Source organism: Yersinia thracica, from assembly GCF_902170565.1.
GTDB lineage: Bacteria > Pseudomonadota > Gammaproteobacteria > Enterobacterales > Enterobacteriaceae > Yersinia > Yersinia thracica.
Genome location: NZ_CABHXX010000135.1, coordinates 41,413 through 53,848, shown reverse-complemented (window position 1 = coordinate 53,848; position 12,436 = coordinate 41,413). Strand labels below are relative to the sequence as shown.

Here is a 12,436-nt window from a genome sequence, read left to right as displayed (position 1 = left end):
TCAGATTGGACAGTGCAATGGCAGATAAATTAGCAGTGACTCGCAGTACATTTGATCAGGTTATTTTGCCTGTTTATGCACCCGCACAGTTTATTCCGGTAAAAGGGAAAGGCAGCCGCGTGTGGGATCAACAGGGTACGGAATACATTGATTTTGCAGGTGGAATTGCGGTTACGGCACTCGGTCATTGCCATCCGGCGCTGGTGGCGGCATTGCATCAGCAAGGTGAAATGTTATGGCATACCAGTAATGTATTCACCAATGAACCCGCCCTGCGTTTGGCACAAAAACTGATTGCGGCGACCTTTGCTGACCGCGTGTTTTTTGCCAATTCAGGTGGCGAGGCGAATGAGGCGGCATTTAAGTTAGCCCGTCATTACGCGATTGAACGTCACAGCCCATATAAAACTAAAATCATTGCTTTCCATAATGCATTCCATGGTCGCACGCTGTTTACTGTATCTGTCGGCGGGCAACCCAAGTACTCCGATGGTTTTGGCCCGAAACCGGCCGATATTATCCATGTGCCGTTTAATGACCTGGCTGCGGTGAAAGCGGTCATGGACGACCACACTTGTGCGGTGGTGCTGGAACCTATTCAAGGGGAAGGCGGCATTACCTCCGCGACACCAGAGTTTCTGCAAGGTGTACGCGCGCTGTGTGACCAACACAAAGCGCTGTTGGTGTTTGATGAAGTGCAAAGCGGTATGGGGCGCAGCGGCAAGCTGTTTACTTATATGCACTACGGCGTGACGCCAGATATCCTCACCACGGCTAAAGCTTTAGGCGGCGGGTTCCCGGTCAGCGCGATGCTGACGACAGAAGAAATTGCCTCAGTGATGGCGGTAGGAACCCACGGCACCACCTATGGGGGGAATCCACTGGCCTGTGCGGTCGCAGAGGCCGCGCTGGATGTGATTAACACCCCTGAGGTACTTAATGGAATTGAACAGCGCCACGGCCTGTTTGTGCAGGCCTTGCAAGAGATTAACAGTAAGTATCAGGTGTTTGATGACGTCCGCGGCATGGGGCTACTGATCGGGGCACAATTAACGCCGCAATATCATGGTCGCGCGCGGGAGTTCCTGACGGCAGCAGCAGCGAATGGTTTAATGATCCTTAATGCCGGGCCAGATGTATTGCGGTTAGCGCCTTCGTTGGTGATTGAACTTGAAGATATCCAGCAAGGTATGGCGCGTTTAGAAAGGGCGGTTGCCAGCCTGGTCAAAGGTTAAGCTGCATTTTTGTCAACGGCCAGTGGAGAGGCTTTTTGTCTCTCCTTTTTTTATTTACGATGCCGTCCCCCGCAGTTTCCGGCTGCGCCAAATACCGTGGTGCGGCTGTTGCTGCCATGCCAGCGATGAAACGGTATGCATCACACTCAAATGCGACAAAATACGCCGTAAATTACGTTCAAGTTCAGAGATTTGCGTATCAGCATCCACATCTGGCATTTGAACAAAATCGTTATTATCCTCACTGGTATCTGACTCCAGCCGTTGCTGACATTGTTGAATCGCCATTTCACAGAGCTGCAAATACTCTTCCGCCAACCTAACTGTCAGCTGAATGTGGTGTTTATCTGATTCTGCCGGTGACTCTTCCACTGGATAAGCCCGCGTCAGGATGGTCATCTCATTGATATTCCCGACAATAAGTTCGCTATGGGTGGCCCACAGGCGCATATCCGCCAGATATTTTGAGTTGAACCCCGGCTCCTGCATAGCTTGTTTCAGTGAACTGAGGACGGCGTTGCTGGCCTTGTTCACCTGGATGCGCTCAAACGCCAGTTGTTCGATATTCGGATGAGGTTTCAGCAGGATGCGCAGGATTTTCTGATAACTCTCCAGCGTTTGATGCGCATTTTTACGCAGTAAACCGCTTTGCCACTGCGGCCATAGCCACAATGTACTGGCAAAGGCCAATGCACAGCCAATTAACGTATCCAACAATCGCGGGATTAAAAAGTCTGCACCTTCGCCGGTCAATAACTGCAAGATATAGACCGTAGTGATGGTTCTGAAAATGACCGACCAGCCATAGTTTTTGCGTTGAACCAGATAGGCGACCAGGGTGATGAGCAACATAATGCTTAGCGTGGTGCCTTCCGGCATTTGAAAATGCAGCAAAGCTGCCGCGAGTAACAGCCCGATCAGAGTGCCAAGGGCGCGGTGATGAATTCGAATTTTAGTGGCGTTATAGCCGTTTTGCGTAACCAGCATCACGGTGAGCAAAATCCAATAAGGTTTGGGCAGATGAATCAAGGTACCGATGTAACTGCCGGCGGCCAAAGTGACGCCAAGGCGAGCGGCATCCCGCAATGCACTGGATTTAAAAGATAAATAGCTGGTGAGTGCTGGCCAGAACGGCTGAGATGGCTGGCTGGACATCAAGGCGCGGTCATACTGCGGGCGTTGGTCGCTCAGGATCTGGGTAACATGGCTGATATGATAATAGAAAAATTGCGCCACTGGGTTATCCGGGTGCTGCTGGGCAATCTCTTCCAGTTCGACCAGCGCATCGCTCGCACTGAAATGATTTTTCGCGCGGTGATGATAGAGAATATCATCGGCGATGGTGCGCATTTGCGTCGAGATAACCTGCATATTGCGCTTAAGGACTCTTTCTATCGGGCTTTGGTCAATTAACTCTTGCGTTTTTTCTGACTGACTCACCGCCGCAGTGACGTGTTCCTGCAAATCGAGCGCCATTTGAAACAAATTCAATAGCCGTTTCCGCTCTTTTTTAGTGGCATTGTCGATCAAGTTAAATTGCTGATAAAGCTGATTAATCTTGTCCATTATGCCTTGTTGCCGGTCAAGCAGCGGCGGCATTGCCTTTTCTAGCTCCACATGCTGACCAAACAAACTGTATTTAGCATCGCAATAATCGGCCAACAAATGATAAAGCTGACTTAATGGCTCACGGATCGGCTGGTCTTTACATAACCGGAACCATAGCCAGGTAAATAGGCCATACCAGAGAGTCCCCACGGCACACATCAATGGCGCTTGCCAGATAGGCGCACGGCCTACCATGCTGAGGCTAAAAATAGCGGCGATAAGTGCGGCGGGGAGCAGGCGGCCATTGAGCTGGCTGATAGCGCCACTGACACCCAATATTAATGCCAAGCCAAGCATCACCGCAGGTAATGGAATATCCCACAGCAGCAGTTGTTGAGTCAGAAAACTACTGAAGGTAAAGAGAGCCCCGCCGACAATCAGTCGCCGGAAGAAATGTTGATGGGGAGTATCTAGCGCTGCAATATTACAGCAGGCGGGTATCAGGGAGAACATCAACCCCAACCGCAATTCGCCTATCGCGAACCCCAATGCCGCCGGCAAGCAGAGAACAAGTGTCTGGCGGAGTGCATAATTTACTTCAGGATGATAAATAAGCCGTTGCCAATTCATATAGGCCCCAGAAATTTATTAATCACAAAAGATTGAGAAAACCGGTGCCGAGGTAACAGCACCGGTTTATAGGGAATTAACGAGTGCCGTAAACGACAATCGTTTTACCATGCGCGGAGATCAGATTTTGATCTTCTAGCATTTTTAGTATCCGCCCCACAGTTTCGCGGGAACAGCCAACTATTTGACCAATTTCCTGGCGGGTAATCTTTATCTGCATCCCATCTGGGTGGGTCATGGCATCCGGTTGTTTTGCCAGATTAAGCAGCGTTTGTGCAATGCGCCCAGTGACATCCAGGAAGGCGAGGTTACCCACTTTCTCAGATGTTATCTGTAAGCGATTCGCCATTTGTGAAGACAGGCGCATCAAGATATCTGGATTGACCTGAATCAGCTGACGGAATTTTTTGTAAGAAATTTCAGCCACTTCACAGGCAGTTTTTGCCCTAACCCAAGCACTACGTTCTTGGCCTTCTTCAAATAATCCAAGCTCGCCGATGAAATCTCCCTGGTTTAAATAGGAGAGAATCATCTCTTTACCTTCTTCATCTTTGATAAGCACCGCAACGGAGCCTTTCACGATGTAGTAAAGCGTTTCGGCTTTTTCACCTTGGTGAATTAGCGTACTTTTCGATGGATATTTGTGGATATGGCAATGAGACAGGAACCATTCGAGAGTCGGGTCTGTTTGTGGCTTGCCGAGAACCATTCGCTGTTATCCTCTGTTGTTATCGCAGCCTAACTTAACAGGGCTCAGAGTTCCCTGTACGGCGTGCTTATAAAATACACTTTCATTTAGCATATTAATTTGCTCAACTGCCGAAAGGTATAACCAAGATGCGTACCGAGTAGAAACCCTTCACTGAGTATTGAGAAGCTACCCTATTTAATTCAAAAAACAACACTTTCGGTTCTGTTTGTAGCACAGGATGAGGCCAGTGTCTTGTGTTGTATCGCTTCAGCATGATGAACATCGGGTTACATTGCCAGTTTGTAAATGAAAGGGTAGTCTGAATCCGAAAATTTAACCGGGAGCAAGAGTTATGCAGGCACGTGTAAAGTGGGTTGAGGGGCTGACATTTTTGGGTGAATCAGCTTCAGGTCATCAGGTTTTGATGGACGGAAATGCAGGCGACAAAGCTCCTAGCCCGATGGAAATGTTGTTAATGTCGGCAGGGGGCTGTAGTGCAATTGATGTCGTTTCCATTTTGCAAAAGGGGCGCAACGATGTGCGCGATTGCGAAGTGACATTAACCTCGCAGCGCCGGGAAGAAGCACCGCGCCTGTTTACACAAATTAACTTGCATTTTATTGTCAGCGGTAAAGGCTTGACCGATAAAATTGTTGAGCGCGCAGTTGAGCTTTCAGCAGAGAAATATTGCTCGGTTTCTTTGATGTTGGGGAAAGCGGCGACCATTACCCACAGTTTTGAAATCCGTGACATCGCGTAAAAGCGCTTAACCCATAGCTTAGCGACTAGGTTATGGGTTTATTATTCAACCCGTTAAATAATTTTTTTCCCTTCCAGTAATTGCTGCACCAGCGGGGCCATAATCAGCTCCATTGCCAGCCCCATCTTCCCGCCAGGGACAACCAAAGTGTTGATATTGGAGATAAAAGACCCTTGCAGCATGGCCAATAAGTAGGGGAAATCGATTTGATCCAAACCGCGGAAATGAATGACAACAAAACTTTCATCCAGTGAAGGAATGGCTTTAGCGGCAAATGGATTTGAGGTGTCGACGGTCGGCACGCGCTGAAAGTTAATGTGGGTGCGCGAGAACTGCGGCGTAATGTAGTTAATGTAATCGTCCATGGAGCGCACCACGGAATCCATCACCGCCTCACGGGAATGGCCGCGCTCACCGGTATCCCGGACTAATTTTTGAATCCACTCCAGGTTGACGATGGGCACCACGCCGACCAGTAAATCGACATGTTTTGCCACATCATGATGCTCGGTCACGACTCCGCCGTGCAGCCCTTCATAAAATAATACATCGGTAGGTTCTGGCAGCGCCTCCCAAGGGGTGAAAGTGCCTGGAATTTGGTTATAAGGCACCGCTTCATCATAAGTGTGCAAATACTTACGTGAACGCCCCGAGCCATTTTTGCCGTACTCTTCCACACTGTATTCTAACTGACCAAAGTCATTGGCTTCTGGGCCAAAATAGCTGATATGCCGCCCTTGATCCCGCGCCTTACGGATGACGGTATCCATTTCTGGGCGGGTATAGCGGTGGAAGCTATCACCCTCAATTTGCGCCGCGCGAATATTCAATTGCTGAAAAATTTTGCGAAACGCCAGGCTGGTTGTCGTCGTCCCTGCGCCACTTGAGCCGGTGACGGCTATAACCGGATGTTTAGTTGACATATTAGCTGTAACTCCATGGGGTTAGATCCTCAGTGGACAGGATGAAATTGGCTGTTTTTTAGCACTAATGGTTATTTTTAGGGCAAAGTGTCCGGCTTGTCACCCTGATTTTACTCGGCGAGTGTCATGACCCAGTGAGGATTATGGCAACTCTTCTGCACCGGCTCGAAATGCACCGCGCGGCATAATATTGATGGTCTCGTGTAACTCGGACCAGACCAAAACCGCCTCACCACTGACCAACTGACGGCGGACGTCTTCGACTTTTTGGGTCAATGAACGTTCATGCTCGCCGTAATCCGTGCCTTCACGTAGCACAAAGGCTTCCAGCAGATTATCCAGTGTTTCACTGTCGACTTGTTGCCAGGGGATCAGCATGATGATTGCTCCAAATAGGGGGAAAGCCAGGCTGGAATACGTTGTTCCAACCACATTTGTGGGTGTTTTAATGAGCCGCCGACAAAACCGACATGGCCGCCGTGTTCTGTGAGCTGATAAGCAATATTGTCCGGTAACTCGTTGAGATTCGGGATAACCTCGGGGGTCATGAACGGGTCATCTTTGGCATGAATGATAAGCAGCGGCGTCTTAATGTGTGACAGCTTAGGTAACGCGCTGCAACGCCGATAATAATCCAACGCATCATTGAAGCCATGTATTTTAGCCGTTATGACATCATCAAACTCTCTGATTCGCCGCAATCCTTTCAATTGAGTCAGATCCAACGGCAGGCTGTCGGGGTAATGCAGTAGTTTACGGGTGGCATTTAATTTGAGTTGGTTCAACAAATAGCGCTGATAAATGCGCGAGAAACCTTGCTCCATGCGGTCAGCACAAGGTTCGAGCATCAGCGGTGCAGAAACCACCACGGCTGCCTCTAATAAGCTCTCTTGCCCTTGCTCCGCTAACTGTCCTTGTTGAGCTAACTGCCCTTGTTGAGCTAAATAGAGCGCCAGCATATTGCCGCCTAAAGAGACGCCAACCGCGGCGGTGGGCACCTGACCATAGCTTTCCCGCAACCAGCGCAGAAAGAAGCGGGCATCTTCTGTTTCACCGGAGTGATAAATGCGTGACTTACGATTTGGTTCGCCACTGCATCCGCGAAAATGCATCACCACCCCCAGCCACCCGCGGTCTTGCCAGGCGCGCAGTAACCCATGGGCATAAGGGCTGTAAAAATTCCCTTCCAGCCCGTGGAATAGCACCACTCTGGGTTTATCACGCGCCAGCTCAGGGTTTTCACTCCAGGCCAGATCGACAAAATCCCCATCGGGCAGTTCCAGCCGTTGCCAAAAAGGTTGCAGCTGCACGCGCCGCCTGACCAAGCGCGGCAGCAGCGTTTGTAAATGTGGGTTACTGGCACCGGCCAGCGGACGAAATATTTCATGCATATGGTGAATGGAAATCATGTCATTGCTCTTGTGTGATCAATAGCACACTGTTAGCTTCATGGGTATATCGCGCATCATTTTGGGTGAGAGGCACCCGTCTCATGGAACTGAGTTTATTTCTTTCAATGGTAGGTTTTCTCTGGGTTGCTGCAATTACCCCCGGCCCAAACAATATGTTATTAACCTCAGCCGGGGCTAACTTCGGCTTTATGCGCTCTATCTGGTTGATGTTAGGCATTATGTTGGGTATGCAGAGCATGCTGTTGCTGGTGGCATTTGGTGTCGGCGGCCTGATATTAGTTTATCCCTCCCTGCATTTAATCCTGAAAATTCTCGGCAGTCTTTATCTGCTGTGGTTGGCATGGAAAATTGCCACTTCAGCCTATGAAAAATTAGAAACCAATGTCGTCCCGCCAAAACCGCTGCGATTATATCAGGGTTGGCTATTGCAATTTCTTAACCCAAAAGCCTGGCTGATGGGATTAGGATCAGTCGCCAGTTTTAGCATGGCGGGTGCGGCTTATCATCATTCCATCTTAATGATAAGTCTTGGCATGTTTATGGTGAATCTGGTGGCCGGTATTATTTGGCTGGGTTTTGGTACTTTGATTGGCCGTTTGCTGCGCAGTCGCCGGGCCTGGTTTACTTTTAATATCTCGATGGGGTTGCTGACAGCGGCCTGTGTCTTGTTGATTTGGCATTGATCGAGCGCTGATTTGGCACTAATTAATCACCGGAGTTAATTGATGGCTTACAACTATTTTCATGTTGATGCGTTTATCGGCCGCGGGTTATCCGGTAACCCGGCCGGGGTGTATTTGCTGAAAAAGCCACTGTCGGCAGAAGAAATGCAGCGTATTGCCGCTGAAGTCAATTTGCCGGAAACCAGTTTTGTCTGGGACGCAGGGGATAAATCGGCAATTCGGTGGTTTACGCCGGAACGTGAAGTGGATTTATGCGGTCACGGCACCTTGGCGGCGGCGCATGTGATGTTCAATGTGGTGAACCCCGGTTTGCACGATATCTGTTTTCGTAGCGCCAGCGGTGATTTACATGTCAAACGCGATGCCGATAACTTTAACCGGCTGTCACTGAATTTCCCCACATTGCCTCCAGAGAAAATCGCGATTTCGGCGCAGTTGAAAACCTTGCTAGCGGTTGATATTCAACAGGTATGGCAAGCAAAGTCCCTATTGGTGGTGCTGGAGAATGAGCAACAAGTTCAGCAATTACAGCCGGATATTGCTGCGCTCATTGCTTTCGCTGGCCGTGGTGTGATTGTGACGGCACCCGGTGATGAGGTCGATTTTGTTTCGCGCTACTTTACCCTCGGCAGTAATGAAGACCCGGTGACCGGCTCGGCCCATTGCACATTAATGCCCTATTGGGCGGCTCGCTTGGGCAGAACGTCCCTCCATGCTCGCCAGATATCGGCACGAGGTGGCGAGTTATTCTGCACGTTAGCCGGAGATCGCACGGTTATCTCCGGTGAATCGCGCATTTTCATAAAAGGTCAGATAGTTATTTAAGCTGGCAATGCCGACAATTTCCATTCTTGTTATCGCATAAAGGAATAAAGAATAATTTTTTATTCCTTTGTCCCCATTCCGCCTTCAGGTATCACTGTCATCTCAGCGCCCCTGTGCGCTAAAGGTCGCAATACTAGCGAATGACACTGTTAACCGAGCGGAGTGCACCATGGCGGTAATCTTATCTTCTACAAGCTTATCTTCTGCAAGTCTTGCCGCCGCCATTCGCGGCTTCTTACGGCCCGCTAGCGCGCTGTTGGCTCTGTCATTGGTGGCGGCCAGTGCGCATGCTGTCGATGTGACGGTGGCCTACCAAACTTCTGCCGAACCGGCCAAGGTCGCCCAGGCGGATAACAGTTTTGCCAAGCTTTCTGGTGCCAAGGTGGATTGGCGCAAGTTTGATAGCGGCTCCAGTGTGGTTAGGGCGCTGGCCTCGGGTGATGTACAAATCGGGAATATCGGCTCCAGCCCATTGGCGGTTGCGGCCAGTCAGAATGTCCCGATTGAGGTTTTCTTGCTAGCCTCACAACTGGGTAGCTCTGAAGCATTAGTGGTCAAAAAAGAGATCAAAACCCCGCAAGATTTAATCGGTAAACGCATCGCCGTGCCCTTTATCTCCACCACCCATTACAGCCTGCTCGCCGCTCTGAAACATTGGGGCATCAAGCCGGGCCAAGTCACTATTCTGAACTTACAGCCACCGGCCATCGCCGCCGCCTGGCAGCGCGGTGATATTGATGGCGCGTATGTTTGGGCGCCCGCCGTTAACGAATTAGCCAAAACTGGCAGGGTGCTGACGGATTCCGCGCAAGTGGGTCAATGGGGCGCGCCAACTCTGGATGTTTGGGTAGTGCGCAAAGATTTCGCCCAGGCACATCCCGAAGTGGTGACCGCCTTTGCCCGCAGTGCATTAGCCGCCCAAGGGGCTTATTTGGCCCAGCCGGATCAATGGCTTAAAAACCCAGAAAATTTGAGCCAGCTGGCGCGTTTAAGTGGCGTACCAGCCGAGCAAGTGCCGGAGTTGGTGAAGGGCAATACCTATCTGCCAGTGGCTGAACAGATAACACAGCTGGGCCAGCCAGTGGATCAGGCTATCCGCGACACTGCCGCGTTCCTCAAAGAGCAAGGTAAGATCCCGCAAGTGGCCAGTGATTATCATAATTTCGTCACTGACCGCTTTGTGAAAGCGGTTCAGGCGGCACCGCAGTCCTAGGAGTCATCATGCTAAACGTTAGCGGCCTGTGGGCTGAATATCAGGGCAAACCGGCTTTACAGGATGTGTCATTACAAATCGCATCCGGACAGTTAGTCGTGGTATTGGGGCCATCGGGCTGCGGCAAAACCACCTTGTTGAATCTGATTGCCGGGTTTATGGAGCCTTCAGCTGGCAGCATCACTCTGGATGATATTCCGGTTCACGGCCCCAGTGCCGAGCGGGGAGTGGTGTTCCAGCATGAGGGTTTACTGCCGTGGCGCGATGTGGTCAGTAATGTCGAGTTTGGCTTGCAACTGGCGGGGTTAAGTCAATCCCAGCGGCGGGCAACCGCGCTGAAAATGCTTAATCGGGTCGGGTTAGCTGGTTTTGAGCATCACTTTATTTGGCAACTTTCCGGAGGTATGCGCCAGCGAGTCGGGATTGCCCGTGCGCTGGCGGTTGACCCGCGTTTATTGCTGCTCGATGAGCCGTTTGGCGCACTGGATGCTTTTACTCGCGAACAGATGCAAGAGTTGCTGCTGACGATTTGGCGCGATACTGGCAAGCAAATTCTACTGATTACTCACGATATTGAAGAAGCGGTCTTTTTGGCCAGCGAGTTATTGCTGCTGTCGCCGGGACCGGGGCAGGTGGTCGAGCGGTTATCACTGAACTTTGGTCAGCGCTATGCCGACGGCGAAGCTTGCCGCAGCATTAAATCTGATCCTGAATTTATCGCCCGCCGCGAATACGTGCTGGGTAAAGTCTTCCAACAGCGGGAGGCCCTGATATGAGCCTGCACAGCACCCTACGCGACGGCAATTTACGCCAACAAGTCAATTCGTCACCCGCGCCTGATGTCACACGGCCTGCGCCAGGAAAAATAACCCGCCGTTCATCGGCCAGCAAAGGGCTGTGGCTCAGTATCGCCACCTTGGCGAGTGTGGTGGCGCTGTGGTGGGCAGTCACCGCGCTTGGGCTTATCAGCCCACTGTTTTTGCCCGCGCCGCAGCAGGTTTTGCGTCAATTACTGGTGATTGCCAGCCCGCAGGGGTTTATGGATGCCACGCTATGGCAGCATTTGACGGCCAGTTTGGGGCGAATTTTAATTGCCTTGTTAGCCGCGGTAGCGCTCGGCGTCCCCACCGGCATTGCGATGGGGCTGAGCAACAGGGTTCGCGGTGTGCTGGACCCGCTGATTGAAATTTATCGCCCAGTACCGCCGTTAGCTTATTTACCCCTGATGGTGATTTGGTTTGGTATTGGTGAAACCTCAAAAATCCTACTGATTTATCTGGCCATATTCGCGCCGATCACCTTGGCCGCCGTGGCTGGGGTGCGCAGTGTGGCGCAGGTGCGAGTAAGAGCCGCCCGCGCATTAGGGGCCAGCCGCTGGCAGGTTTTATGGTTTGTTATCTTGCCCAGTGCATTACCGGAAATCCTAACCGGTATTCGCATTGGTTTGGGGGTCGGTTGGTCAACATTAGTAGCCGCCGAATTAATCGCCGCCACCCGGGGTTTGGGCTTTATGGTGCAATCCGCCGGTGAGTTTCTGGCGACCGACGTGGTGATTGCGGGCATCAGTGTGATTGCCATTATCGCCTTTGGGATGGAATTAAGTTTGCGGGCGATTCAACGCCGGTTAACGCCTTGGTATGGAGCACAGCAATGAATGAACGTTTGGTAGTGACCCCGTTGGGGCCGTATATTGGGGCGTTGGTTGAGAATATTAATATCGCCCGCCCATTGGGAGACAGCCAGTTTGAGCAGCTTTATCATGCTTTGCTCAAGCATCAAGTGCTGTTTTTCCGCCATCAGCCGATTACCCCGCTACAGCAGCGCGATTTAGCCGGGCGCTTTGGTGATTTACATATTCACCCGGTTTACCCTCATGCTAAAGAGTGTGAAGAAATCATTGTGTTGGACACGCACGATGATAACCCGCCGGATAATGACAACTGGCACACTGACGTGACGTTTATCGAAAATCCGCCATTGGGCGCGATTCTGGCAGCCAAGCAGTTGCCGACCACCGGCGGCGATACTTTATGGAGCAGTGGGATTGCGGCTTATGAAGCTCTCTCTGCGCCCTTTAAGCAGCTATTGGCGGGGCTACGGGCGGAGCACGATTTCACCCATTCTTTCCCCGAGCACAAACACCGTACCACGCCGGAAGAGCATCAGCGCTGGTTGCTGGCAAAAGAGAAGAATCCGCCGTTGCTCCATCCGGTGGTACGCACCCATCCAGTGAGTGGGCGTCAGGCATTATTCGTCAATGAAGGATTCACTACTCGAATTGTTGATTTGAGTGATAAAGAGAGTGATGCGCTACTGCGTTTTCTGTTTGCCCACACCACAAAACCCGAGTTTCAGGTGCGCTGGCGCTGGCAGCAGGATGACGTGGCTATCTGGGATAACCGCGTCACTCAACACTATGCCAATGCGGATTATTTACCACAGCGGCGGATTATGCACCGGGCGACGATTTTGGGCGACAAACCGGTGTTCCGGCCTTAATCGGCTATCTTATTTGT

General features: G+C 51.1%; 13 protein-coding genes. 8 read left to right on the top strand and 5 right to left on the bottom strand.

The genetic code is table 11. The annotated features are described in order from the left end of the window. Positions 1 to 17: 17 nt before the first annotated feature. Positions 18 to 1,235, top strand: coding sequence for a bifunctional acetylornithine/succinyldiaminopimelate transaminase (gene argD / locus FTA91_RS19215; protein ID WP_145535914.1), 1,218 nt, complete (start codon positions 18 to 20; stop codon positions 1,233 to 1,235). 54 nt (positions 1,236 to 1,289) lie between these two features. Here argD and FTA91_RS19210 read toward each other — a convergent pair whose 3' ends face one another. Together FTA91_RS19210 and crp are read right to left on the bottom strand one after the other, a co-directional pair. After that, the gene (locus tag FTA91_RS19210; RefSeq protein ID WP_145535912.1) at positions 1,290 to 3,413 is read right to left on the bottom strand and encodes a YccS/YhfK family putative transporter; all 2,124 of its coding nucleotides are present in this window, start codon (positions 3,411 to 3,413) and stop codon (positions 1,290 to 1,292) included. A gap of 76 nt (positions 3,414 to 3,489) precedes the next feature. Further along, on the bottom strand, positions 3,490 to 4,122 hold the full coding sequence (gene crp / locus FTA91_RS19205) for a cAMP-activated global transcriptional regulator CRP (protein WP_002212297.1): 633 nt from the start codon (positions 4,120 to 4,122) through the stop codon (positions 3,490 to 3,492). A gap of 334 nt (positions 4,123 to 4,456) precedes the next feature. Here crp and FTA91_RS19200 point away from each other — a divergent pair, with 334 nt between their 5' ends. Continuing rightward, a complete protein-coding gene (locus FTA91_RS19200) occupies positions 4,457 to 4,864 on the top strand; it encodes an OsmC family protein (RefSeq protein WP_004391459.1) in 408 nt (135 codons plus the stop codon). A 53-nt stretch (positions 4,865 to 4,917) separates the two neighbouring features. Here FTA91_RS19200 and FTA91_RS19195 read toward each other — a convergent pair whose 3' ends face one another. The 3 genes from FTA91_RS19195 to FTA91_RS19185 all read right to left on the bottom strand — a co-directional run bounded on the left by FTA91_RS19195 (position 4,918) and on the right by FTA91_RS19185 (position 7,178). Further along, positions 4,918 to 5,787, bottom strand: a complete 870-nt coding sequence (locus FTA91_RS19195; protein WP_145535910.1) for a phosphoribulokinase — start codon at positions 5,785 to 5,787, stop codon at positions 4,918 to 4,920. Between the two features lie 141 nt (positions 5,788 to 5,928). Further along, a complete protein-coding gene (locus FTA91_RS19190; RefSeq protein WP_145535908.1) occupies positions 5,929 to 6,165 on the bottom strand; it encodes a YheU family protein in 237 nt (78 codons plus the stop codon). Further along, positions 6,159 to 7,178 (bottom strand): hydrolase, encoded by a 1,020-nt coding sequence (locus FTA91_RS19185; protein WP_050116255.1) that lies wholly within the window; start codon positions 7,176 to 7,178, stop codon positions 6,159 to 6,161. Before FTA91_RS19185 ends, FTA91_RS19190 begins: the two co-directional genes overlap by 7 nt. 101 nt (positions 7,179 to 7,279) lie before the next feature. Here FTA91_RS19185 and FTA91_RS19180 point away from each other — a divergent pair, with 101 nt between their 5' ends. The 6 genes from FTA91_RS19180 to tauD all read left to right on the top strand — a co-directional run bounded on the left by FTA91_RS19180 (position 7,280) and on the right by tauD (position 12,419). Continuing rightward, entirely contained in the window at positions 7,280 to 7,882 is a 603-nt protein-coding gene (locus FTA91_RS19180; protein ID WP_145583766.1) for a LysE family translocator, read from the top strand. Between the two features lie 42 nt (positions 7,883 to 7,924). Further along, entirely contained in the window at positions 7,925 to 8,707 is a 783-nt protein-coding gene (locus tag FTA91_RS19175) for a PhzF family phenazine biosynthesis protein (protein WP_145535906.1), read from the top strand. A gap of 169 nt (positions 8,708 to 8,876) precedes the next feature. Beyond that, positions 8,877 to 9,920: a taurine ABC transporter substrate-binding protein gene (tauA, locus tag FTA91_RS19170; RefSeq protein ID WP_050116215.1), complete on the top strand. Its 1,044-nt coding sequence runs from the start codon at positions 8,877 to 8,879 to the stop codon at positions 9,918 to 9,920. An 8-nt stretch (positions 9,921 to 9,928) separates the two neighbouring features. Beyond that, positions 9,929 to 10,696, top strand: a complete 768-nt coding sequence (gene tauB, locus FTA91_RS19165; RefSeq protein ID WP_050116217.1) for a taurine ABC transporter ATP-binding subunit — start codon at positions 9,929 to 9,931, stop codon at positions 10,694 to 10,696. Beyond that, on the top strand, positions 10,693 to 11,574 hold the full coding sequence (tauC, locus tag FTA91_RS19160) for a taurine ABC transporter permease TauC (protein ID WP_050116218.1): 882 nt from the start codon (positions 10,693 to 10,695) through the stop codon (positions 11,572 to 11,574). The genes tauB and tauC overlap by 4 nt, the downstream gene beginning before the upstream one ends. Then, entirely contained in the window at positions 11,571 to 12,419 is an 849-nt protein-coding gene (gene tauD, locus FTA91_RS19155; RefSeq protein WP_050116219.1) for a taurine dioxygenase, read from the top strand. Before tauC ends, tauD begins: the two co-directional genes overlap by 4 nt. Positions 12,420 to 12,436: the final 17 nt, after the last annotated feature.